This window comes from Aeromonas sp. 25-248, assembly GCF_053005425.1.
The window spans coordinates 37,327-60,423 of the sequence record NZ_JBRKTB010000003.1 but is presented as its reverse complement, the minus strand read 5'-3'; the positions used below and the strand labels follow the sequence as shown (position 1 = coordinate 60,423).

Below are 23,097 nucleotides of genomic sequence, written 5' to 3'. Positions count from 1 at the left end.
CAAGGAGGTGCATCATACAGAGGTCGTATTTCGGGGTCAATAGCCATCAGGGAGGGTGAGCGGATACCCAGCTCCTTCAACTCGGGGTACACTGCACCCTTGCCGTTTTTTGCCGGGAGTCGTCATGAGCAAGTTATTCCAGTTGGCCAGCCAGTTTCAACCCGCCGGGGATCAGCCGAGGGCCATCGCCCAGCTGCTCGATGGCATCGAGTCGGGACTGGCCCACCAGACCCTGCTCGGGGTGACCGGTTCGGGCAAGACCTTTACCATGGCCAACGTCATCGCGACTCTTAATCGTCCCACCATGATCCTGGCCCCCAACAAGACCCTGGCGGCCCAGCTCTATGGGGAGATGAAGGAGTTCTTCCCCGACAACGCGGTGGAGTATTTCGTCTCTTATTACGACTACTACCAGCCCGAAGCCTATGTGCCGACCACGGACACCTTCATCGAGAAGGATGCCTCCATCAACGATCACATCGAGCAGATGCGGCTGTCAGCCACCAAGGCGCTGCTGGAGCGGCGCGACGTGGTGATCGTCGCCTCAGTGTCGGCCATCTATGGTCTGGGGGATCCCCAGGCCTACCTCAGCATGATGCTGCACCTCAAAGTGGGGGACGTGATCAATCAGCGGGATATCCTGCGCCGCCTCGCCGAGCTGCAATACACCCGCAACGACATGGCCTTCCAGCGCGGCACCTTCCGGGTGCGGGGGGAGGTGATCGACATCTACCCCGCCGAATCGGACAAGCTGGCCCTGCGGGTGGAGCTGTTTGACGAGGAGGTGGAGCGGCTCTCCCTGTTCGATCCCCTGACCGGTGCCATCGAGCAGACGGTGGTGCGCTACACCATCTACCCCAAGACCCACTACGCCACCCCGCGGGAGACCATCCTGGGTGCCATCGAGCACATCAAGGAGGAGCTCAAGGGGCGGCGCGAGCAGCTGATGAGCCTCAACAAGCTGGTGGAGGAGCAGCGCATCAGCCAGCGCACCCAGTTCGACATGGAGATGATGCAGGAGCTGGGTTACTGCTCCGGTATAGAGAACTACAGCCGCTACCTCTCCGGTCGCGCGCCGGGTGAGCCGCCGCCCACCCTGTTTGACTACCTGCCGGGGGACGGCCTGCTCATCATCGACGAATCCCACGTCACGGTGCCGCAGATCGGCGCCATGTTCAAAGGGGACAGATCCCGCAAGGAGACCTTGGTAGAGTACGGCTTCCGTCTTCCCTCGGCGCTGGACAACCGGCCCCTCAAGTTCGACGAGTTCGAGGCGCTGATGCCCCAGACGGTGTTCGTCTCGGCGACCCCGGGCCCCTACGAGCTGGAGAAGTCCGGCGGTGACGTGGTGCAGCAGGTGGTGCGTCCCACCGGCCTGCTCGATCCCGAGGTGGAAGTGCGACCGGTCAGCACCCAGGTGGACGATCTGCTCTCCGAGATCCGCAAGCGGGTCGCCGTGGAGGAGCGGGTGCTGGTCACGACACTGACCAAGCGGATGGCGGAGGACTTGACCGAATACCTGGCGGATCACGAGGTACGGGTGCGCTATCTGCACTCGGACATCGATACCGTGGAGCGGGTGGAGATCATCCGCGACCTGCGCCTTGGCAAGTTTGACGTCCTGGTGGGCATCAACCTGCTGCGCGAAGGCCTCGACATGCCGGAAGTCTCCCTGGTGGCCATTCTGGATGCGGATAAAGAGGGCTTCCTGCGCTCCACCCGCTCCCTCATTCAGACCATCGGCCGGGCGGCACGCAACCTCAACGGCAAGGTGATCCTCTACGGGGATACCATCACCAACTCCATGAAGGTCGCGATTGAAGAGACCGAGCGGCGCCGCGCCCTGCAACACGCCCACAACCTGGAACACGGCATCGTGCCGACGGGGCTCAACAAGTCGGTGGGAGATGTGATGGACATGGGAGGCAGTCGCAGTGCAGGCAAGAGCGGGCGGGGCAGCCGCAAGGCCGCCGAGCCGCAAGGGGAGTACCATGCCCGCTCTGCCAGCGAGATCAGCAAGGAGATCAAGCGAATGGAAGAGCAGATGTTCCAGCATGCACGGGATCTGGAGTTCGAGCAGGCGGCTGCGCTGCGGGATCAGATCCAGCGGCTGCGCGGCGAGCTGATCGCGTCATGAGCACCAGACGCTGGCTCATCTGGCGGCGTTTGCGCCGCCTCTATCAGGGCTTTCGCCACCCAGGCACGCCTTGGTGGGCGAAGGGGCTGGTGATCCTTATCCTGCTCTATGGCATCAGCCCGGTGGACGTTGTCCCCGATGTGGTGCCCCTCCTTGGCTGGCTCGACGACGCGACCCTGTTGCTGCTCCTCTTGTGGGGCTGGGAGAAATGCCTGCCCGGTGAGGTGCTGGCCGCTCTGGACAAGGCCGAGTGAGCAGAACCCTACGTTCAGGGAAAGGGAAAAAGAAGGGGGATTGAATGACTCCCTTCATGGAGTTCGAAAAAGGGGACCATGGGGAGATTGTGAGCCAGGTCTCATTGGCGTAGACTCCACGCCGTTCACTTCATGGGTACCAAAAAATGGATCTGATCCTCTTTGCCATCGACTTTATTCTGCACGTTGACGTGCATCTGAAAGAGCTGTTCGAGAATTATGGCGTCTGGGTATACGCCATCCTGTTTCTCATCATCTTCTGCGAGACCGGGCTGGTGGTGACCCCCTTCCTGCCGGGGGACTCCCTGTTGTTTGCGGCAGGAGCCCTCACCGTGGGCAGCGTGCTGGACGTGCACACCCTGGCCGCCGTGCTGATCATCGCCGCCGTGATGGGCAACGTGGTGAACTACACCATAGGCCACTTCTTCGGTGAACAGCTGTTTCGCAACCCCGATTCCAAAATCTTTCGTCGGGACTATCTGGTCAAGACCCATGCCTTCTATGCCAAGCATGGCGGCAAAACCATCATCATCACCCGCTTCCTGCCCATAGTGCGCACCTTCGCCCCCTTCGTGGCGGGCATGGGGGCCATGACCTATCCCCGCTTCCTGGTGTTCAACCTGGTGGGGGGGCTCTTGTGGGTGCTCTCCTTCGTCTATGCCGGCCACTTCTTTGGCAATCTGCCGGTAGTGCGCCACAACTTTACCCTGCTCATCTTCGGCATCATCGCGGTCTCCTTGTTGCCCATGGTGATCGGCATGGTGAAGGCCAGGAGAAGTGCCAGCAAGGCCACCTCCGAAGGCGCGTGACATCGCCGTGCACGACATGAAAGAAGGGAGCCGATGGCTCCCTTCTTGTTGGTAGGCTGAGTGGCAGGTCGCTGCTGCGCCCTTTGACCCGCTTGTGGCCTGTTACGATGATGCACACCCGCAGGCAGCCACTTCATTGGCAGAACAGGGAGAAGGGGACCCGGCCCCCTGGGCATGGGGTCGTGAGGCGATAAAGAGGAGATAAAAAGGGAGCCATGGGCTCCCTTTTATGGTCGAGTGAACGACTAGTTGCAGCAGCGCCCTTTTATCAGGTTGCCAGCAGCCACGATGACGAACACCAGCAGGTAGGCGGCAAAGATGACCACGAGCCACTGCGGCATGGAGAAACCGAGGAACTGCCAGCTGATCTCGCTGCAGTCGCCGTCCGGGTAGAACATCCAGGGAACCCACTTATCCAGTGGTGCCCAGGCAGGGAAGTCAACAAACCCTTCGCATACGTTGAAGGGGGAGGGGTTCATCTGGTAATCCACGTGCTTGAGCGCCAGTTTCAGGCCCCAGAAGGCGCTGTAACCCCACAGGAGCATGGCACTCCAGCGCAGGTACCAGCGCTCTGGCGCGACCATGCCGAGGAGGCCGGCCATGAGCACGCCGAGGAGGGCGATACGTTCATAGATGCACATCACGCAAGGGTGCAAACCCAGCACGTGCTGGAAGAAGAGGGCGCAGAGTTCCAGCGCGAAAGCGGAGGCTGCCAGCAATCCCCAGGCCAGACGATGACTGGCAATGCGGCGAAGATACTCGATCATCTGATTGATCTCTCAGAGAAAAATAGTGGCTGAATTAGAGCAGAGCCCCATCTGAAAAGAAAGGGGCCGAACAGCCCCTTTCATGATCAGTGTGTGGCCGGGGTGGGCAGTGGCACTGCCCCATGATCCAGCAACCACCCTGCCTGATAGAACCATTCGGTTGCAGGACCGAGGAGCAGTTCCACGGAGAAAAAGCCGACAAGCCCCAGCACCAGGGTATAGGGCAGCGCCATCCAGACCATGCGGCCATAAGAGAGGCGCAGCAGGGGAGCGAGGGCCGAGGTGAGCATGAACAGGAATGCGGCCTGGCCATTGGGGGTGGCGACCGACGGCAGGTTGGTGCCGGTGTTGATGGCCACGGCCAGCAGATCAAAATGCTCGCGGCTGATGGCGCCGTTGATCAGGGCGGTCTTCACCTCGTTGATGTAGACGGTGCCGACGAAGACGTTGTCACTGACCATGGAGAGCAGACCGTTTGCCAGGTAGAAGAGGGCAAGCTGATCCTCCGGCTTGGCCGCCAGTACCCACTGGATCACCGGCTTGAACAGCTGTTGATCGATGATGACAGCCACCACGCTGAAAAAGACGGTGAGCAGGGCGGTGAACGGCAAAGCCTCCTGGAATGCCTTGCCAAGCGCGTGTTCTTCAGTCACGCCGGTGAACGCCGTCGCGAGCACGATGACCGTCAGGCCGATCAGCCCAACTGCAGCCAGATGGAGGGCGAGACCCGTGATAAGCCAGGTGGCAATCAGCGCCTGGACGATCAGCTTGGCCTTGTCCTGCGGGGTACGTTGTGCGTCTTCGTCGCGCTCGTAGGATTCCATGATGTGACGCACGGGCTCGGGCAAGCGGGCGCCATAACCGAACCAGCGGAATTTTTCGACCAGGATGCAGGTCAGCAGGCCGCAGATGAAGACCGGAATGGTGACTGGCGCCATGCGAATGGCAAATTCACCGAAGTGCCACCCGGCCTGTTCACCGATGATGAGGTTCTGGGGTTCGCCGACCAGGGTGCAGACGCCCCCCAGGGCGGTACCGATGGCGGCGTGCATCATCAGGCTGCGCAGGAAGGCACGAAACTCGTTCAGATGCTGGCGGGAGAGCTCGTCAATCTCTTCGTCATCATGATGCAGATTGCCGGACTCATCCCGGGAGGCCACCTTGTGGTAGATGGCGTAGAAACCGGTGGCGACGCTGATGACCACGGCGATCACGGTCAGGGCATCAAGGAACGCGGAGAGGAAGGCAGACACCAGGCAGAAGGCGAGAGAAAGCAACGTTTTGGAGTGGATGCGCACCAGCATCTTGGTAAAGACGTAGAGCAGCAACTGCTTCATGAAGTAGATGCCGGCCACCATGAAGACCAGCAGCAGAAGCACTTCGATATTGGCCACCAGCTCATGCTTTATCTGGTTGGCGGAGGTCATGCCGATGAGCACGGCTTCGATGGCCAGGAGTCCGCCCGGTTGCAGCGGATAGCACTTGAGGGCCATGGCCAGGGTGAAAATAAACTCGACAACCAGCAGCCAGCCGGCCAGGAAGGGATCAACGTAGAAAATGATCGGGTTGATCAGCAGGAATAGAACGATGGCAATTTTGTACCATTGCGGAGCATTGCCCAAAAAGTTCTTTGTAAACGCGCGCCCTAGGCTGATTGGCATAATGATGGTTCTCTGTTCTGTTGTTGATATCTGCGTCTATGCAGTCGAGCCCGACCCGAGCCGAACATCCGGATATTCACCTGTATCAGATTGATTGCACATGATTTTAATCAAGGGAGCGATAACTATAAATAAGCTCGCTGAACTTGCCCAGCGAGCAAACGCTTATATCCCCATCATTTGGTGTTGGTTGACTCCCCACTTGTTGCTGTATACATATTCTTAACAAAAAGATCGGGGTAATGTGAGCAGAGGACCGACCTTCTGCTTGCCAGCATGACCGGCTTTGCTATTATTCGGGGGCCTTTTTACGCACTACAACAGAGTCATTACATGGTCATTAAAGCGCAAAGCCCTGCCGGGTTTGCCGAGGAATACATCATCGAGTCCATCTGGAACAATCGCTTTCCTCCTGGATCCATTCTGCCGGCGGAGCGCGAGCTGTCCGAATTGATCGGCGTGACTCGCACTACCTTGCGTGAAGTGTTGCAGCGCCTTGCCCGTGATGGCTGGCTCACCATCCAGCATGGCAAACCGACCAAGGTCAACAATTTCTGGGAAACCTCCGGTCTCAACATCCTGGAGACCCTGGCGCGTCTCGATCAGGACAAGGTGCCGGATCTGGTGGCACAGCTGCTCTCTGCCCGGACCAACATCTGCACCATCTTCATCCGTGGCGCCATTCGCAACAACCCGGAACAGGCCGCCGAGATACTGCGTGGTGCCGATGATGTGGAGAACACGGCCGAGGCCTATGCGGACTTCGACTACCGTTTGCATCACCAGCTTTCGTTTGCCTCGGGCAACCCCATCTATGCCTTGATCCTCAATGGTTTCAAGGGCTTGTACAGCCGGGTTGGCCGCTACTACTTCTCGGACAAGCAGGCGCGCGAAACCGCAGATGCCTACTACAAGACGCTGCGCAAGCTGGCCGAAACCAAGGATCACGAAGCCGTGTTCATGACGGTACGCCAGTACGGCATCGAGTCTGGCAAGCTTTGGACCCGTCTGCGTCAGGACATGCCAAGCAACCTGTGTGACAACTGATTGCCCTGACCCAAGAAAAACGCGCCTGATGGCGCGTTTTTTTATGCCCGGTACTGACGTCAGGTCATGCTCTTGCGGTCCGGACAACGGCCGATGATATCTGCGGATAGCTCGCCATTGTCCTGCTCCAGCACCACATCGAAGCCCCACAGCTGATGCAGATGCTTGAGCACCTCATGGCGTGACTCGCCAAGGGGGATGCGGTTGTGGGGAACATAGCGCAGAGTCAGAGAGCGATCGCCTTTCACTGCCACGTTGTAGACCTGAATGTTGGGCTCCAGGTTGCTCAGGTTGTATTGAGCGGACAGGGTGCTACGCACCAGCCGGTAGCCCTCTTCATTGTGAATGGCGGACACCTTGAGATAGTTCTTCAGATCGTCGTCATCGATGGCAAAGAGCTTCATGTCGCGCATTACCTTGGGACTAAGGAACTGGCTGATGAAGCTTTCGTCCTTGAAGTTCTGCATGGCGAAATGCAATGTCTCGACCCAGTTGGTGCCAGCGTAATCGGGGAACCAGTATCTGTCTTCCTCGGTCGGGTGTTCGCAGATGCGACGCAGGTCCGTGAACATGGCAAAGCCAAGGGCGTAGGGGTTGATCCCCGAGTAATACCGGCTGTTGTAGGGGGGCTGATAGACGACGTTGGTGTGGCTGTGCAGCACCTCCAGCATGAAGCGATCGCTGATTTTTCCCTCGTCATAGAGATGGTTGAGAATGGTGTAGTGCCAAAAGGTGGCCCAGCCCTCGTTCATCACCTGCGTCTGCTTCTGCGGGTAGAAGTACTGACTGATCTTGCGCACGATACGCACCACCTCGCGCTGCCAGGGCTCGAGCAGGGGGGCATTTTTTTCGATGAAATAGAGGATGTTCTCCTGAGGCTCGGCAGGATAGCGCCTGTCTTCCACCCCGGCAATCTTGTGCTGCTTGGGCAGGGTACGCCACAGCTCGTTGACCTGGGTTTGCAGATAATCTTCCCGTGCCTTCTGGCGTCGCTTCTCCTCGGCCAGAGAGATCTTCTGGGGCCGCTTGTAACGATCCACCCCGAAGTTCATCAGGGCATGGCAGGAGTCGAGCAGCTTCTCTACCGCATCGATGCCGTGTTTTTCCTCGCACTCGGTGATGTAGTTCTTGGCAAACAACAGGTAGTCGATGATGGAGGAGGCATCGGTCCAGGCCTTGAACAGATAGTTGTTCTTGAAGAAGGAGTTGTGACCATAGCAGGCGTGGGCCATGACCAGCGCCTGCATCGGCATGGTGTTCTCTTCCATCAGATAGGCGATACAGGGGTCCGAGTTGATGACGATCTCGTAGGCGAGTCCCATCTGGCCGCGCTTGTAGTTGCGCTCGGTATGGATGAAGCGCTTGCCAAATGACCAGTGTTGATAGCCGATGGGCATGCCCACGCTGGAGTAGGCATCCATCATCTGCTCTGCGGTGATCACCTCGATCTGGTTGGGGTAGGTGTCCAGCTTGTAGAAGCGGGCGACCCGTGCGATCTCCTGGTGATAGGTCTCCAGCAGATCGAAGTTCCAGTCAGGCCCGTCATCCAGTGGCGCTATCTTTCTTGCGGTTTCTACCATATGTGAACCCTCAAGCCGCTTGCTTCTTGAACAATTCCCGGAACACCGGATAGATGTCCTCGACCTTGCGAATGTGCTCCATGGCGAAGTGGGCGTATTGCTCTGCCACCGCCTCATATTCGTGCCACAGGGTCTGGTGGGCGCGGGTAGTGATCTCGATGTAGGAGTAGTAACGCACCCGCGGCATGATGTCGCGCATCAGGATCTCCCTGCACTGGGGTGAGTCATCGGCCCAGTTGTCCCCATCGGACGCCTGCGCCGCATAGATGTTCCACTGGTTGGCGGGATAGCGTTCGTTGATGATGTCATTCATCATCTTGAGCGCGCTGGAGACGATGGTGCCGCCGGTCTCCTGGGAGTAGAAGAACTCGTGCTCGTCCACTTCCTTGGCCTGGGTGTGGTGGCGAATGTAGACCACCTCGACATTCTTGTAAGTCCGGCTCAGGAATAGATAAAGCAGGATATAGAAACGCTTAGCCATCTCCTTGGTAGCCTGATCCATGGAGCCGGAAACGTCCATCAGGCAGAACATCACCGCCTGGCTCGAGGGGACGGGCCGTTTGACGAAGTTGTTGAACTTGAGGTCGAAGGTGTCGATAAAGGGGACTGCATCGATCCGCCGCTTCAGCTCCCTGATCTCTTTTTCAAGTTGCGCCATTTCGGCGAAATGGTCGTTGGGCTCGCAAGCCAGCTGGGCCAGGCGCTCCTCCAGTTCACGCAACTGACGTTTCTTGCCTGCCTGCAGCGCCATGCGCCGCGCCAGCGAATTTTGCAGGGAGCGCACCACGTTGATGTTGGCAGGCACCCCGTTGGAGGTGTAGCCGGCCCGGTAGGTCTTCATCTCCATCAGCTGGTTGAGCTGGGTCTTTTGCAGCCGCGGCAGTTCCAGATCCTCGAACAACAAGTCCAGATACTCGTCTTTGGAGATCTGGAAGACGAAATCATCGACGCCCTCTCCTTGATCCGAGGCCTGGCCCTCGCCACTCCCCTGGCCGCCGCCACCCCCTTTGGGCCGGTCAATCTTGTCACCGGAGACAAACTGGTCGTTGCCCGGATGCACCATCTCCCGTTTGCCGCCATGACCCTGATGAAAATGGGGTTCCCCGATGTCCTTGGTCGGGATGCTGATGCTCTCGCCCTTGTCCACGTCCTGAATGCTGCGCTTGGAGACAGCATCCGAGACCGCTTGTTTTATCTGCTTCTTGTAGCGGCGGATGAAGCGCTGCCGATTGACAGCGCTTTTGTTTTTGCCGTTGAGCCTGCGGTCGATAAAATGCGCCATAACTCCCCCTTGAACACGGCAGGGTCAGGATGACTTGCGTACCCTGAGATACCACTCGGAGAGCAGCCGCACCTGTTTACGTGTGTAGCCTTTCTCCATCATCCGTTCGACAAAGTTATCGTGCTTCTTCTGCTCCTCAGCCGAGGTTTTGCTGTTGAAGGAGATAACCGGCAGCAGCTCTTCCGTGTTGGAGAACATCTTCTTCTCGATCACGGTGCGCAGCTTCTCGTAACTGGTCCAGTTGGGGTTACGGCCTGCATTGTTGGCCCGGGCACGCAGCACGAAGTTGACGATTTCGTTGCGGAAATCTTTCGGGTTGCTGATCCCGGCAGGTTTTTCAATTTTCTCCAGCTCGCTGTTGAGAGACGCTCTGTCAAACAGCTGGCCGGTTTCTGGGTCACGATACTCCTGATCCTGGATCCAGAAGTCGGCGTAGGTGACGTAGCGATCGAAGATGTTCTGACCGTACTCTGAATACGACTCGAGGTAGGCGGTCTGGATCTCCTTGCCGATGAACTCGACGTAGCGCGGAGTCAGGTAGCCCTTGATGAACTCCAGATAGCGATCGTGCAGCTCTTGCGGGAACTGCTCGCGCTCTATCTGCTGCTCCAGCACGTAGAAGAGGTGCACCGGGTTGGCGGCCACTTCCGCGTGGTCGAAGTTGAAGACGCGGGAGAGGATCTTGAACGCGAAGCGGGTGGAGAGGCCGTTCATGCCCTCGTCGACACCGGCATAGTCGCGGTACTCCTGATAGCTTTTCGCCTTGGGGTCCGTGTCTTTGAGACTCTCGCCGTCATAGACCCGCATCTTGGAGTAGAGGCTGGAGTTTTCCGGCTCCTTGAGTCGCGACAGCACCGAGAACTGGCCCAGCAATTCCAGAGTACCCGGTGCGCATTTGGCCTCGGTCAGCTCGCTGTTGAACAGCAGTTTTTCATAGATCTTCACCTCTTCCGAGACGCGCAGGCAGTAGGGCACCTTGACGATGTAAACACGGTCGAGGAAGGCTTCGTTGTTCTTGTTGTTGCGGAACTGCTGCCACTCGGATTCGTTGGAGTGGGCCAGCAGGATGCCGTCGAAGGGGAGGGCGGAGAGCCCCTCGGTACCGTTGTAGTTTCCCTCTTGCGTCGCCGTCAGCAGCGGGTGCAGCACCTTGATGGGGGCCTTGAACATCTCGACGAACTCCATCATCCCCTGGTTTGCCTTGCATAGCGCACCGGAGTAGGAGTAAGCATCGGCATCATCCTGGGCGAAGTGTTCCAGCATGCGGATATCGACCTTGCCGACCAGGGAGGAGATGTCCTGGTTGTTGTCGTCCCCCGGTTCGGTCTTGGCGATGGCGATCTGATCGAGGATGGAGGGGTTCACCTTTTCCACCTTGAACTTGGTGATGTCGCCACCAAACTCGTGAAGGCGCTTGGCGACCCAGGGAGACATGATGGGACGCAGATAACGGCGAGGGATGCCGTACTCCTTCTCGAGGATTTCGCCATCTTCGTCGATGTCAAACAGGCAGAAGGGGTGATCGTTCACCGGTGAGCCCTTGATGCGATAGATGGGCACTTTTTGCATCAGGGATTTGAGTTTCTCTGCCAGCGAGGATTTACCGCCGCCAACCGGTCCGAGCAGATAGAGGATCTGTTTCTTCTCTTCCAGGCCCTGAGCGGAATGTTTGAGATAGGAGACAATCTGTTCGATGGCCTCTTCCATGCCATAGAAGTCTTTGAAAGCGGGATAACGCGCGACGACGCGGTTGGAAAAGAGACGGCTGAGACGTGGATTGGTCGAGGTGTCGATCATTTCCGGCTCGCCGATGGCGGTCAGCAGACGTTCGGCGGCAGAGGCGTAGCAGGATTTGTCCTGTTTGCACATATCCAGAAACTCCTGGATGCTGTACTCCTCCTCTCTGGCCTTCTCATACCGCTGTTGATAGTGCTCGAAGATGCCCATAACTTAGCCCTCGTTATAGTCGCTTGCCCTGAAAAAGAGTGGATCACTACTTTTGTTCTGTTTACCTCATAAGCCTAGTCAACAGCCCCCAGTAATCCATCGCCATCATTGGTTTAAGTTTGTGCGGGAGCTTCCCGATCCTCGTGCGGGAAGAAGCAGTAAGTGACATACCTATGTTACTGACTGTTAAATTATTTTTGCCACGACAGTGATGCAAATGTCAAAGACATAAAAAATAAATCTTTGCGTGCCAGAGGGAGAAAATGGTGACGCTCTGTTTTGTCAGGGGGCGGTGCCAGCAAGGGCAAGGGCGGCAGGGAATAGAGGGTGAAAGTTCATGTCGCTTACGTCAACGTAATGTCATTTGTTTAGTGCTTTTGCTCTAATTTTTACATTGACGCTACATTGTGGCTGCTCTAGATTGGCCCTGTGTCGAGCAGTCATCGCTTTAGCAAGAGAGTGGGTGATTGTGCAGATACTAAGCTCTGTTTAAGCACGTTTCCGTTGGCTTGACCCTCGCATCCGCGAGGGTCTTATTTTTTCAGCGCCTGAACGGCGCCAAACCTGCAAGCTCAGGATTCGGCGGGATAGAGGGCTGACACCGCCGCCAGCACCTCGGCGAAGGGATGGTCCGCCAACTGGCCAAAACCGGCCAGATCCCTGGCCTTGAGACGGGTCGTCAGCGGGGTGGCGATGCCACACAGGAAACGGGTCAGGATCCTGGGATGGCGCTGATGGCAGAGGGCGATCAGCGGGTCGCACCAGGCGCGCAAACCGTGCTCGTTGGGCAAGCCCGGTGATGCAAGCGGCGGCAACACGGCGATCTCTCCCCGGCAGATGGAACAGTGCCCGCACCGCTCGGGGGCCGCATCGTCGGCAAAATAGCGGGCAAGCTCATGGCTGAGGCAGGTGGTCGAGGTGAAAAAGGCCAGCAGCGCCTGAAGGCGGGCCAGTTCGCTCTGCTCTTTCTTTTCAAACAATCCATGCAGCTCTTCGGCCAGGGTCGCGGTATCGATTTGCTGGCTCAGCACCCGATAGACCTCGGTCATCTGCTTGCTTTCAAGCTCGATCCAACCCTGCTGCTGCAGGTAGTCCAGCGCCGTCGCGGCGCGCTGGCGTTCCCCCTGGTATCCCTGCCACAGCGCTTCGAAGTCCATGGTGCACCAGGTGCGCGCCTGGGGTGCGCAGGCAAAGACCTGCTCCAGGAACAGGCGGCGTTCGGAATTGAAACGAGCGAGGATCGCCTGTTTTTCCAGTACGAACCTGAAACGGTACTCGGCAAAGTAGCTGTAGGCCGGTGCAATGATCCCCGCCATCTCCAGATAGACCAGCAGGGTCTTGAGGGGCAGTTGGCGAATGTTGGTCTCGTTGGAGAGGCGCAGCAGGCTGAATTCCCACTCGGCGCCGCTCTGGCGCACGATATCGAGCAAGTGCGCGATGGCGTCCCTGTCCGGCGTATCCCCATAGACGAAGTTTTCCAGTACCGGCAACTGGGCGCGGCTCGCCAGCACGGTGCAGCGGGAGGGAAGCCCGTCACGTCCGGCGCGGCCTATCTCCTGGCTGTAGTTCTCGATGGATTTGGGCAGGTCGTAGTGAATGACCCGGCGAATGTCGGCCTTGTCGATGCCCATGCCAAAGGCGATGGTGGCCACGATGCAGTCGAGTCTGCCAGCCATGAAGTTGTGCTGGATCTGGCTGCGCAGGGCGGGATCGAGCCCCGCATGGTAGGCGCATGCCCGGATGCCGCTGGCCTGTAGCTGCGCGGCGCACTGTTCTGCGCTGTGTTGCAGAGTCACGTAGACGATGGTGGGGGCGGCCGGATCCCGGTGCAGCTCCTCGCGCAGCCAGGTATCGCGGGCACTGCCGGCCAGCGGGAGGACGGCCAGATCCAGATTGGGTCTGTAGAAACCGGTGACCACCAGATCGTCCCGGTCGATGGCAAATTTTGCCTGCATGTCCGCCATGACGGCCGGGGTGGCGGTGGCGGTCAGCAACAGCACCTGGGGAATGGCCAGTTCACGGCGATGATCCGGCAGCTTGAGGTAGTCGGGGCGAAAGTTGTGGCCCCACTCCGAGATGCAGTGGGCCTCGTCCACCACCAGCAGTGACAGGGGGATGTGGGCGATGAAGCGGCGAAAGCGCTCATTTTTGAGGCGCTCCACCGAGATCATCAGGATCTTGAGCTGGCCATCGCTGGCCTGCTGCATCACGCGCCGGCTCTCTTCCGCTGTCTGGCTGGAGTCCAGAGTGGCGGCGGCGATCCCCTTGCTGCGCAAAAAGGCGAGCTGATCGTGCATCAGGGCCAGCAGGGGAGAGATGACCAGGGTCAGGTGGGGCAGTGCGAGGGCGGGCAATTGATAGCAGAGGGATTTCCCCGCGCCAGTCGGGAAGATGGCTGCGGCGCTCTTGCCGGCCAGCAGACGACTGATCACCGCTTCCTGCCCGGGCCGCAAGCGATCAAAGCCGAAGTGTCGGGTCAATAAAGAGGTGATCATGGCAAGGCTCCCTGAAAAAGGGCGTCATCATATCACTTCTGGCCCAGTGGTGGCCGATGATCGGACTGGTTTGGTGACATTTTGACCGCGGTTGATATTGTGTTATCACATTGTTGTAGATTTTTTGTGAGGTAACCCTGATATTTTTCAGTGATTATGTGGAAAAAAACCATGGCAGATGGGATATTCCTGTCCGCAACCCCACGCGAACGGGACAGATCCACCAGAAGAGCTGCCCACGGCGTCACCGTCAACGAACCGGTGCCAATGCGCGGGGCTGGTTGCCAACAGGACTAATGATTCACGCACCATGAGTGCACAGGGACTACTTGATGACACAACAACACCCCCTCATTCGACTGGTCAACAGCACCAGTCTGGTTAGCCAGATCCTGGTCGGTCTGGTATTCGGTATCCTTCTTGCGATGTTCATGCCCGAGTGGGCCAAGGCGGCGGGTCTGCTCGGCAGTCTGTTCGTCGGCGCCCTGAAGGCCGTGGCGCCGCTGCTGGTCTTCGTGCTGGTGATGTCGGCGATCATCGGCCACAAGCACGGCCAGAAGACCAACATGAAACCGATCCTGCTGCTCTATGTGCTGGGTACCTTCCTGGCGGCTGCCGTGGCAGTGGTGGCGAGCTTCCTCTTCCCCTCCAACCTGCATCTGGTGGCAGGCGCTACCGAGATCACGCCGCCGGGTGGCATCACGGAAGTGCTGCAGACCCTGCTGTTCAACGTGGTGACCAACCCGGTGAAAGCACTGCTGGAAGCCAACTATATCGGCATCCTGGCCTGGGCCATCGGCCTTGGTATCGTCATGCGTCACGCCAATGAGAGCACCAAATCACTGATTTCCGATGTGTCTCACGGGGTTTCCGCCATCGTCAAGGCCGTGATCCGTTGCGCTCCGCTCGGCATCCTGGGTCTGGTTGCCTCCACCCTGGCTGAAACCGGCTTCGATGCGCTGTTCGGCTATGCCCAGCTGCTGGCGGTACTGATCGGTTGCATGCTGTTCATCGCCTTCGTGGTCAATCCGCTCATCGTCTTCTGGAAGATCAAGCGCAACCCCTATCCCCTGGTGCTGACCTGCCTGAAAGAGAGCGGTGTGACCGCCTTCTTCACCCGCAGTTCCGCCGCCAACATTCCGGTCAACATGGCTCTGGCCGAGAGGCTGCGCCTGCCGGAAGACACCTATGCGGTCTCCATCCCGCTGGGGGCCACCATCAACATGGCCGGCGCCGCCATCACCATTACCGTGCTCACCATGGCGGCGGTGCATACCCTGGGGATGGAAGTGGACATGGCGACCGCCATTCTGCTCTCCGTCGTCGCCACCATCAGTGCCTGTGGCGCTTCCGGTGTGGCGGGCGGCTCCCTGCTGCTGATCCCGCTGGCGTGCAGCCTGTTCGGTATCAGCAACGACATCGCCATGCAGGTGGTGGCCGTTGGCTTCATCATCGGGGTGTTGCAGGATTCCGCCGAGACGGCCCTCAACAGCTCCACCGACGTGCTGTTCACTGCGGCCGCCTGCATGGCCGAGGATGAGAGCCTGCTGGATACCGCCCCGGTGCCCAGCCGCGAAGCCTGATCCCCTAAGACTTTCCGCTCTGCACAGGCGCCCTCTTCGGAGGGCGCTTTTTATTTGCGCGGGCGTCAGGCGCCCTGCACCTTCTCGCCGTGTCATGGCATTGACAGTGCTCGGATCCCCCTGTGTGATTTCCCGGGAGGGGCCCGTTGGCCGCCTTCGTGTTCTCGCCACCGCCAACACGCCATTCCCTGTACCAACGTGCCCGGCGCTGCATTCGGCCGGGCATATCGGGCTGCTTATGCTGTCAGCATGGCGGCTTGTGGCATCCCCTCTGGTGACCGAAGGGGTCATCTGTTCTTCGGTCGCTGCACGAGAATCCCGGTCAAGGCCCTCTCGGCGGTTTGCTTGCGCCCTGTGGCCGGAATTTTCCTTGAATGCCTTGAAGAAAGGCTCCATTGGGTGGGGATGTCGGCTCTCTGGGCTAAACCCCGAAGAGCGGGCGTTCCTGGTAAGGGCAAGGGCTCTGGTGTTCTGCCTGGCAAGGCCGATGGCGCGCAGCAGATGACGGGATAACACAGTACGTCTTGGTCGTGTGTCATGGGGAAAGGAATATGAGCGGCAAGCTGTCACCAAGGGGAAAGAGAGTGGGTGAAAGGGCTGTCTCTGATTTGAGGGCAGGGGGCTCTGATCATCTGAGCCCAGTACCTGATGATCATAACGAACACAGCCCGGCAGAGGAGATCTGCCGGGCTGTGGGAGGCGCCGGGCCAGATGCTGGCCCGACGGTATCGCAGGAAGGCTTAGCCGACCAGTTGATAGAGGATGGCGGAGATGGCGATAAGGCCCATGGTCGCCACGAAGACGTTGCTGATCTGGCCCTGGTATTTCGCCATGGCCGGAACGCGCTTGATGGCGTACATGGGCATGAGGAACAGGATGGTGGCGATGATGGGGCCACCCAGGGATTCGATCATCCCGAGGATGGAGGGGTTGATCACGGCAACGCCCCACAGGGTCAGGATGAAGAAGGCGATGATGAACAGCTCCACCTTCTTGTGGTTCGGTGCCTTGCCGGAGCTGCGCATGTTCTGGACGATCATCCCTTTCAGACCTTCACGGGCACCCAGATAGTGGCCGAAGAAGGAGGAGACGATGGCCACGAAGGCAACCAGCGGACCGAAGTAGGAGATGATGGGGCTCGCATGCTGGTTGGCCAGGTAGGAGAGCACGGCGATGTTCTGGGACTTGGCTTCTGCCAGCTGGGCCGGCGTCAGACTCATCACGCAGGAGAAGACGAAGAACATCACGAAGCCCAGCAGAATGATGGCGGTGCGCTTGAGGATGGCGTCGGACTTGGCGACGGCATGCTCACCGTGATCACGGCGCTGGGCCAGAGCGAAGCTGGAGATGGCCGGGCTGTGGTTGAAGGAGAAGACCAGCACCGGGATGGTCAGCCACAGGGTGGTGGCGAAGTCCTTGGTGCTCGGCATTTCATTCAGGGCCGCACCGGTCCAGTCCGGGATCAGGTACAGGGAGATGCCCGCCAGAATGGCGATGAGCGGATAGACCAGGAACTCGGTCACTTTCAGCATCAGCTTCTCGCCAGCCAGCATCACGGACATCATGGCCATGATGAGCACGATGGAGAGGATCCAGCGCGGAGGCGGCGTCATCTGCAACTGGTTGACCAGGAAGCTTTCCACCGTGTTGGTGATGCCCACGCCGTAGATCAGCACGATGGGGTAGATGGCAAAGAAGTAGAGCAGGGTGATCAATTTACCGGCACCCACGCCGAAGTGCTCTTCCACCACCTGGGTGATGTCGGCATTGGGTTGCTTGGAGGAAAGCACGAAGCGCGCCAGACCACGGTGGGCCAGGTAAGTCATGGGGCCGACCAGCAGCGCCATCACCACCAGCGGCCAGAAGCCACCCATGCCGGCGTTGATGGGCAGGAACAGGATGCCTGCACCGACGGCGGTACCGAACAGGCTGATCACCCAGGTGGTGTCTTGTTTACTCCAACCGCGAGATTGGACCGAGCTGATTCCTTGCTCCTGTGCGGCTGCAACATCCTGTGCGCCAGTGACAGTATTGGACATGTGTCTCACCCCGAATGTGTGGTTTTAATTAGTCGGCGCAAGAATACTTTCTTTTTAATCAAAAATGTTGATCAAATTCACCTTTGTGCGGCTGAAACCCGTACTTTCTTGTAGAAATGTGATCAAAAGAATAAAAAATCAAAATTTATTTATCAAATGCAGTGTTATTTGAATGTTAACTGGATAATTTCTCACCTCATCATGTTGTCAAAATGTTATGTCGAGATGTGCTGGGCAAGCTGGCGGATCATGCTGGCAGTGGCCCCCCAGATGAAAGATTGCTCCCAAGGGATCCAATAGATGGTGTGACGTCCGTCCGCCCTTGGCAGGCTCAGGGCTATGTGCTGCCCCGGATCCAGCACGTGGGCGAGGGGGACTTCGAAGGCCTGGGCCACCTCGTCCTGGCTCAGGGTCAGCCCGTAGCCTGGGTCGAGCATGGCGAGGACCGGCAGCACATCGTAGCGTGAGACGGTATTGAGAGGGGTGAGGCTGCCGATGATCCGGATCTGGGAGGGGGGAATGCCAAGCTCCTCCTCGGTTTCCCTGAGCGCGGTGTGAATGAGGTCCCGGTCTTCCGGGTCCTGGCGCCCGCCGGGAAAGCTGATCTGCCCCGGGTGGTGGCGCAGGGTGGCGCTGCGGCGCGTCAGCAGCAGGTGCAGGCCCTCGGGGCGCTCCACCAGGGGGATCAACACGGCGGCAGGTTTGAGCCCGGCCAGTGCCAGGCGATGGGCGGGGGCGGGGCGCTGCAGCAAAAAGCGGGTCAGCAGCTCGGCACTCGTCATCTCCATGGGTCTCCTTGTGTCGGCCCCGCAGGGCCGGATGGGATCAAAGGGCATCGAGCAGTGGCAGGATGCGGGCCACCTTGTCGTAGGTCTCCTGATATTCGGCGTCGGGATCGGAGTCTGCGATGATGCCGCCCCCCGCCCAGCAGTGCAGCTGACCGGCTTCGGCGATCAGGGTACGGATGCAGATGCTGGTATCCATCCTTCCGTGCTGACTCAGATAACCGATGCTGCCGCAGTAGGCATTGCGCCGCACTGGCTCCAGCTCCTCGATGATCTCCATCGCCCGGATCTTGGGTGCCCCTGTGATGGAGCCGCCGGGGAAGCAGGCCCGCAGCAGATCCACTTCTTGCCAGCGCGCATCCAGTTCTCCGTGAATGGTGGAGACCAGATGATGCACCGCCGGGAAGGATTCCACGGCAAAGAGATGCGGCACAGTGACCGACCCCGGCCGGCTCACCCGGCCGATGTCGTTGCGCAGCAGATCGACGATCATCAGGTTCTCCGATCTGTCCTTGTCGGCGTTGGCGAGTGACTCGGCCACCCTGGCATCCTGGGCGGGATCCGGGTGGCGAGGCCGGGTGCCCTTGATGGGCTTGGTCTCGATATGGCGCTTGTCGAGCAGCAGGAAACGCTCCGGGGAGAGGCTCAGAATGGCGCTGTGCGGCAGGCGGACAAAGGCGGAGAACGGCGCCTTGTTGGCGGCGCTCAGGGCGAGATAGGCGGACCATTCATCCCCCTGATAAGGGGCGCTGAAGCGCTGGGTCAGGTTGATCTGGTAACAATCCCCCGCCGCCAGATAGGCCTGGATACGGGCAAACTTGTCGCCGTATTCGGCCCGCGTCATGTTGCTCTGCCAGGGGCCGGTCAGGCGAAGGGGGAGGGGGGTTCGTTCGCGCTGCGCCATCAGCCAGTCGAGCCTGCGGGCGAGGCCGGCTTCATCACCCCAGTGGGCCAGTTGCCAGTGTCCCGTCGCGACATTTCGCAGCAGCGCCCAGTCGTAGATCCCGACCGCCATGTCGGGCACCTGAATGTCCTGTTGTGCCACTGCGGGCAGACGCTCGAATCGCCGACCCAGATCGTAGCCAAAGAGTCCCAGGGCTCCCCCGATGAACGGCAATCCCGAGTCATCCTCAACGCGCTCCCCGAGCAGGGCTCGCTGGGTCTTGGCGATCAGGGCGAGGGGATCGCCGTCATGATGGTGCTGGTGGTTATCCTGGGTGAGGCAGGTGCTGGTACCCCGGGTTTCCAGGGTGGCAAGCGGATCGGCGCTGATGATGTCAAAACCGTTGTCAGCCCCCAGGGGGCCGGCGGATTCCAGCAGGATGGCCCAGGGTTGGTGTTGCAGGCAGGCGAACCAGGTGTGGAGCGAGACCTGCGGGTCGAAATGGTGGATATGCAGTCTTGGTTTCATTTTTTGTTACATAGGCAACAGTTTGCGCCCGGCTCCCTAGCCGGTTCGGGTGGTCAAGCGTATCATGGCCGCCGGCATTTTTAAGAAAAACACCGTTATAAAAACACGCCGCAGTCTGCCGGCTCCAGGTGCATTTGCCACCTGCCGAAGGCCCGGCTCATATGGAAGCCCTTGCTCGCGCAAGCGATAACAAGGACCAGTGAGGATGATATGAGCATCATTAGAAAACAGGACTTTATCGATTCCATTGCTGACGCCCTGCAGTACATCTCCTTCTACCACCCCCTCGATTTCGTGCAGGCCGCCAAGGCCGCCTATGACCGCGAGATCAACCCGGCCGCCAAGGATGCCCTGGCCCAGATCCTGATCAACTCCCGCATGTCTGCCGAAGGTCATCGCCCGCTCTGTCAGGACACCGGTATCGTCACCTGCTTCGTCAAGATCGGCATGCAGGTGCAGTGGGACAGCGACATGACGGTCCAGGAGATGGTGGATGAGGGCACCCGCCGCGCCTACACCAATCCGGACAACCCGCTGCGCGCCTCCGTGCTGGCGGATCCGGCCGGCAGCCGCAAGAACACCAAAGACAATGCCCCCGCTGTCGTGCACATCGACATGATCCCCGGCGACAAGGTGGAAGTGAGTATCGCGGCCAAGGGCGGCGGCTCCGAAAACAAATCGAAGATGGTGATGCTCAACCCCTCCGACGACATCGTGGAGTGGGTGCTCAAGACGGTGCCGACCATGGGGGCTGGCTGGTGCCCGCCCGGCATGCTCGGCATCGGCATCGGCGGCACCGCCGAGAAGGCGGCGGTGCTCGCCAAGGAAGCTCTGATGGAGCACATCGACATCCAGGAGCTGATTGCCCGTGGTCCCGAGACCACCGAAGAGAAGCTGAGGGTCGAGCTCTATGACAAGGTCAACAAGCTCGGGATCGGTGCCCAGGGGCTGGGCGGCCTGACCACGGTGCTGGATGTGAAGGTGAAATCCGCACCGACCCACGCCGCCTCCAAGCCCGTGGTGATGATCCCCAACTGCGCCGCCACCCGTCACGTGCATTTCGAACTCGATGGCTCCGGCCCGGCGGAGCTGACACCCCCCAGGCTGGAAGACTGGCCGGAGATCACCCGTGAGTCCGGTGGCAATGTGCGCCGGGTCAACGTGGATGGTATCACCAAGGCAGAGCTTGCCAGCTGGAAGAGCGGCGATACCGTGCTGCTCTCCGGCAAGATCCTGACCGGCCGCGACGCCGCCCACAAGCGCATCGCCGACATGCTGAAAAAGGGTGAAGGACTGCCCGAAGGGGTCGATTTCACCAACCGCTTCATCTATTACGTGGGCCCGGTCGATGCGGTACGTGACGAGGTGGTCGGCCCGGCTGGCCCCACCACGTCCACCCGGATGGACAAATTCACCGACATGATGCTGGGAGAAACCGGCCTCATCGGCATGATCGGCAAGTCCGAGCGCGGCCCCAAGACGGTCGAGAGCATCAAGCAGCACCAGGCTGTCTACCTGATGGCGGTGGGCGGCGCCGCCTATTTGGTGGCGAAAGCCATCAAGAAGGCGCGCGTGGTGGCCTTTGCCGATTTGGGGATGGAGGCCATCTATGAGTTCGAGGTGGAAGACATGCCGGTCACCGTGGCGGTCGACTCCCAGGGCAACAACATCCACGAGACCGGCCCGGCCTACTGGTCCGCCAAGATTGCCGAGCTGGAGACCAAGCTGGCTTGATCAATCGGGCTTCGGTGCAAACGCAGAGCGATTAGCCCCGTACAGCAGCATGTTGAAAGGCGACCCTCGGGTCGCCTTTTTTGCGGGTCCATTTGACGGTCTGGGCCTGAGCAAATTTACTGCTGCTGTGCTGCTGTGCTGCTGTGCTGCTGTGCTGCTGTGCTGCTGTGCTGCTGTGCTGCTGTGCTGCTGTGCTGCTTTGTCTTTGTCGCCATGACATCCCGGGTCGGAAGCCTGGATAACCCGGTGGGCAATGCCGGCGCATTGGCTGTCACGCCGAAGGGGCGATCAGTGGTTCAGGTAGACATCCTGGCCGCCGTAGCTCAGTGCCCCACCCAGAGGGGTTGAGGGCTCGAAGAAGCGGGTCAGGACACCGGCACGCTGGGCCAGGGTGCTCAATGTGCTCCGGTCCAGGGCGACCTGTTCGGGCAGCCAGGTCAGCACGGCGGCGCAGTGACCATTGATCAGGCTCTGCTCCAGCAGGCGCTGCCAATTCTTGATCTTGGGGGCGTGCACGACAAGCACCCTGGCAGGATTGATTCCTCTGGCCTGCAATTGCACGGCGGCGGGCAGGCCTGGCGGGGCGACGAGCAGGATCCAGCCACTGTCGGACTGACTCAGTTGCCCCAGGGCATCCAGCAGCGGCGCTTCCTGATGGAGAGGGCCGCGCCGCTGCTCTTGTCCCATCTTGCTCTGATGGCGAGTGGGCCAGGTGGTGATCAGACCGGCAGAGGAGGAGGGGGGGCAAAGACTCAGGGGCTGGCTCATATGTCGTTCCTGTATGAATAACCATGCTGTATGCGTATACAGTAGTTCTGTTCGCAAGGAGTGACAAGTCATTTGTGGCTAAAAATGTGAGCCGATTAACAGGGGATGATTTTAACTGAATGATTAAAAAGGATATTTATATCTTCCTTATACAGGGTGTTTTTTAACCTGTAGACAAACTTCGGGTCGGCGCTCATGGTTATACAGTCCTGTATAGGGAGAGGAGGGAGCGAGATGGACGTCAGTACCTTGCAACGACTGGATGCGAACATTCTGCTCGGGATCATCAACGAGAAGCTGCGGTTGGAGTGTGATGGTCTGGAAGAGCTGCTGGCTTACTACGACATGACAGAAGATCAGCTGGCTACCCGTCTGCAACAGATCGGGTATCACTACGACCCCATGAGCAATCAGTTCAAGGCGCATGGTTAATTGAAATCAAAGGGTGCTCCGATTGGGGCATCCTTTTTATTACCTGACGAGGAGGTGTGAATTGAAAACGCTTTCAATTTCTCCCTAGTCGGCGGTTATTTTCACGTATTTTCAGTCACAGGCAATCATTGAAAACCTATTCATAAAACTATCTTTTTTGTTTTCATGTATCACCATGATTTAAAACGAAATTTATATTTCATTCAGACTGGCTCAAGGAAAGGGTTTTCATGGTGAAACTGTCATTTTTATGCGTTAAAGTGTGACTCACGTTAACTTTTAAACCCTTGGCTTTAGCTAGTATGCCCCCGCCGGAGCATATTCTGAGATAACAACAGCGCCGGTCCCCCCGATGGGATGACATTT

General features: G+C 59.0%; 17 protein-coding genes. 7 read left to right on the top strand and 10 right to left on the bottom strand.

Annotation, left to right across the window (positions count from 1 at the left end; translation table 11 throughout):
• Positions 1-124: 124 nt before the first annotated feature.
• The 3 genes from uvrB to ACVDHI_RS06745 all read left to right on the top strand — a co-directional run bounded on the left by uvrB (position 125) and on the right by ACVDHI_RS06745 (position 3,200).
• On the top strand, positions 125-2,137 hold the full coding sequence (uvrB, locus tag ACVDHI_RS06755; RefSeq protein ID WP_447211883.1) for an excinuclease ABC subunit UvrB: 2,013 nt from the start codon (positions 125-127) through the stop codon (positions 2,135-2,137).
• On the top strand, positions 2,134-2,391 hold the full coding sequence (locus ACVDHI_RS06750) for a DUF1232 domain-containing protein (RefSeq protein WP_041215068.1): 258 nt from the start codon (positions 2,134-2,136) through the stop codon (positions 2,389-2,391). Before uvrB ends, ACVDHI_RS06750 begins: the two co-directional genes overlap by 4 nt.
• A 146-nt stretch (positions 2,392-2,537) precedes the next feature.
• Positions 2,538-3,200 carry a DedA family protein gene (locus ACVDHI_RS06745; protein ID WP_182936239.1) on the top strand — a complete coding sequence of 221 codons (663 nt, stop codon included), beginning with the start codon at positions 2,538-2,540 and terminating at the stop codon, positions 3,198-3,200.
• Between the two features lie 245 nt (positions 3,201-3,445).
• Here the strand turns inward: ACVDHI_RS06745 and dsbB are convergent, their stop codons facing one another.
• Positions 3,446-3,967 carry a disulfide bond formation protein DsbB gene (dsbB, locus tag ACVDHI_RS06740; RefSeq protein WP_167826369.1) on the bottom strand — a complete coding sequence of 174 codons (522 nt, stop codon included), beginning with the start codon at positions 3,965-3,967 and terminating at the stop codon, positions 3,446-3,448.
• Between the two features lie 86 nt (positions 3,968-4,053).
• The gene (gene nhaB, locus ACVDHI_RS06735; RefSeq protein ID WP_167826370.1) at positions 4,054-5,628 is read right to left on the bottom strand and encodes a Na(+)/H(+) antiporter NhaB; all 1,575 of its coding nucleotides are present in this window, start codon (positions 5,626-5,628) and stop codon (positions 4,054-4,056) included.
• Positions 5,629-5,961: 333 nt separating this feature from the next.
• Between nhaB and fadR the strand changes: the two genes are divergently transcribed.
• Positions 5,962-6,675 (top strand): fatty acid metabolism transcriptional regulator FadR, encoded by a 714-nt coding sequence (gene fadR / locus ACVDHI_RS06730; protein ID WP_010674906.1) that lies wholly within the window; start codon positions 5,962-5,964, stop codon positions 6,673-6,675.
• 59 nt (positions 6,676-6,734) lie between these two features.
• Here fadR and ACVDHI_RS06725 read toward each other — a convergent pair whose 3' ends face one another.
• The 4 genes from ACVDHI_RS06725 to ACVDHI_RS06710 all read right to left on the bottom strand — a co-directional run bounded on the left by ACVDHI_RS06725 (position 6,735) and on the right by ACVDHI_RS06710 (position 13,979).
• Complete coding sequence (locus ACVDHI_RS06725; RefSeq protein ID WP_042016549.1) at positions 6,735-8,255, bottom strand: SpoVR family protein; 1,521 nt, start codon at positions 8,253-8,255, stop codon at positions 6,735-6,737.
• Between the two features lie 10 nt (positions 8,256-8,265).
• A complete protein-coding gene (locus ACVDHI_RS06720; protein WP_010674904.1) occupies positions 8,266-9,537 on the bottom strand; it encodes a YeaH/YhbH family protein in 1,272 nt (423 codons plus the stop codon).
• Between the two features lie 24 nt (positions 9,538-9,561).
• Entirely contained in the window at positions 9,562-11,484 is a 1,923-nt protein-coding gene (locus ACVDHI_RS06715; protein WP_010674903.1) for a PrkA family serine protein kinase, read from the bottom strand.
• 572 nt (positions 11,485-12,056) lie between these two features.
• Complete coding sequence (locus tag ACVDHI_RS06710) at positions 12,057-13,979, bottom strand: RecQ family ATP-dependent DNA helicase (protein WP_324063425.1); 1,923 nt, start codon at positions 13,977-13,979, stop codon at positions 12,057-12,059.
• Positions 13,980-14,311: 332 nt separating this feature from the next.
• On the opposite strand from ACVDHI_RS06710, the gene sstT reads away from it, so the two are divergent.
• Positions 14,312-15,562 carry a serine/threonine transporter SstT gene (sstT, locus tag ACVDHI_RS06705; RefSeq protein WP_447211882.1) on the top strand — a complete coding sequence of 417 codons (1,251 nt, stop codon included), beginning with the start codon at positions 14,312-14,314 and terminating at the stop codon, positions 15,560-15,562.
• Positions 15,563-16,302: 740 nt separating this feature from the next.
• Here the strand turns inward: sstT and ACVDHI_RS06700 are convergent.
• The 3 genes from ACVDHI_RS06700 to pabB form a co-directional block, all read right to left on the bottom strand.
• Complete coding sequence (locus tag ACVDHI_RS06700; protein WP_029314600.1) at positions 16,303-17,601, bottom strand: serine/threonine transporter; 1,299 nt, start codon at positions 17,599-17,601, stop codon at positions 16,303-16,305.
• 215 nt (positions 17,602-17,816) lie between these two features.
• Positions 17,817-18,383, bottom strand: coding sequence for a CoA pyrophosphatase (locus ACVDHI_RS06695; RefSeq protein ID WP_324022477.1), 567 nt, complete (start codon positions 18,381-18,383; stop codon positions 17,817-17,819).
• Positions 18,384-18,426: 43 nt separating this feature from the next.
• Positions 18,427-19,797, bottom strand: coding sequence for an aminodeoxychorismate synthase component I (pabB, locus tag ACVDHI_RS06690; protein ID WP_447211881.1), 1,371 nt, complete (start codon positions 19,795-19,797; stop codon positions 18,427-18,429).
• A gap of 210 nt (positions 19,798-20,007) precedes the next feature.
• Here pabB and ACVDHI_RS06685 point away from each other — a divergent pair, with 210 nt between their 5' ends.
• Positions 20,008-21,531, top strand: a complete 1,524-nt coding sequence (locus tag ACVDHI_RS06685) for a fumarate hydratase (RefSeq protein WP_039040872.1) — start codon at positions 20,008-20,010, stop codon at positions 21,529-21,531.
• A 288-nt stretch (positions 21,532-21,819) separates the two neighbouring features.
• On the opposite strand, the gene ACVDHI_RS06680 is transcribed toward ACVDHI_RS06685, so the two are convergent.
• Complete coding sequence (locus ACVDHI_RS06680; protein ID WP_182975767.1) at positions 21,820-22,299, bottom strand: cell division inhibitor; 480 nt, start codon at positions 22,297-22,299, stop codon at positions 21,820-21,822.
• A gap of 234 nt (positions 22,300-22,533) precedes the next feature.
• Here ACVDHI_RS06680 and ACVDHI_RS06675 point away from each other — a divergent pair, with 234 nt between their 5' ends.
• On the top strand, positions 22,534-22,731 hold the full coding sequence (locus ACVDHI_RS06675) for a DUF4250 domain-containing protein (protein WP_005323525.1): 198 nt from the start codon (positions 22,534-22,536) through the stop codon (positions 22,729-22,731).
• The last annotated feature ends 366 nt before the right edge of the window (positions 22,732-23,097 follow it).

What these genes read in the sequence shown, in the direction of transcription:
- nhaB (WP_167826370.1), bottom strand. Translation starts at nt 5,628, where the DNA reads ATGCCAATCAGCCTAGGGCGCGCGTTTACAAAGAACTTTTTGGGCAAT.
- ACVDHI_RS06685 (WP_039040872.1), top strand. Translation starts at nt 20,008, where the DNA reads ATGAGCATCATTAGAAAACAGGACTTTATCGATTCCATTGCTGACGCC.
- ACVDHI_RS06745 (WP_182936239.1), top strand. Translation starts at nt 2,538, where the DNA reads ATGGATCTGATCCTCTTTGCCATCGACTTTATTCTGCACGTTGACGTG.
- ACVDHI_RS06695 (WP_324022477.1), bottom strand. Translation starts at nt 18,383, where the DNA reads ATGACGAGTGCCGAGCTGCTGACCCGCTTTTTGCTGCAGCGCCCCGCC.
- ACVDHI_RS06700 (WP_029314600.1), bottom strand. Translation starts at nt 17,601, where the DNA reads ATGTCCAATACTGTCACTGGCGCACAGGATGTTGCAGCCGCACAGGAG.
- ACVDHI_RS06750 (WP_041215068.1), top strand. Translation starts at nt 2,134, where the DNA reads ATGAGCACCAGACGCTGGCTCATCTGGCGGCGTTTGCGCCGCCTCTAT.
- uvrB (WP_447211883.1), top strand. Translation starts at nt 125, where the DNA reads ATGAGCAAGTTATTCCAGTTGGCCAGCCAGTTTCAACCCGCCGGGGAT.
- ACVDHI_RS06675 (WP_005323525.1), top strand. Translation starts at nt 22,534, where the DNA reads ATGGACGTCAGTACCTTGCAACGACTGGATGCGAACATTCTGCTCGGG.
- ACVDHI_RS06720 (WP_010674904.1), bottom strand. Translation starts at nt 9,537, where the DNA reads ATGGCGCATTTTATCGACCGCAGGCTCAACGGCAAAAACAAAAGCGCT.
- ACVDHI_RS06680 (WP_182975767.1), bottom strand. Translation starts at nt 22,299, where the DNA reads ATGAGCCAGCCCCTGAGTCTTTGCCCCCCCTCCTCCTCTGCCGGTCTG.
- ACVDHI_RS06725 (WP_042016549.1), bottom strand. Translation starts at nt 8,255, where the DNA reads ATGGTAGAAACCGCAAGAAAGATAGCGCCACTGGATGACGGGCCTGAC.
- ACVDHI_RS06710 (WP_324063425.1), bottom strand. Translation starts at nt 13,979, where the DNA reads ATGATCACCTCTTTATTGACCCGACACTTCGGCTTTGATCGCTTGCGG.
- ACVDHI_RS06715 (WP_010674903.1), bottom strand. Translation starts at nt 11,484, where the DNA reads ATGGGCATCTTCGAGCACTATCAACAGCGGTATGAGAAGGCCAGAGAG.
- sstT (WP_447211882.1), top strand. Translation starts at nt 14,312, where the DNA reads ATGACACAACAACACCCCCTCATTCGACTGGTCAACAGCACCAGTCTG.
- pabB (WP_447211881.1), bottom strand. Translation starts at nt 19,797, where the DNA reads ATGAAACCAAGACTGCATATCCACCATTTCGACCCGCAGGTCTCGCTC.
- dsbB (WP_167826369.1), bottom strand. Translation starts at nt 3,967, where the DNA reads ATGATCGAGTATCTTCGCCGCATTGCCAGTCATCGTCTGGCCTGGGGA.
- fadR (WP_010674906.1), top strand. Translation starts at nt 5,962, where the DNA reads ATGGTCATTAAAGCGCAAAGCCCTGCCGGGTTTGCCGAGGAATACATC.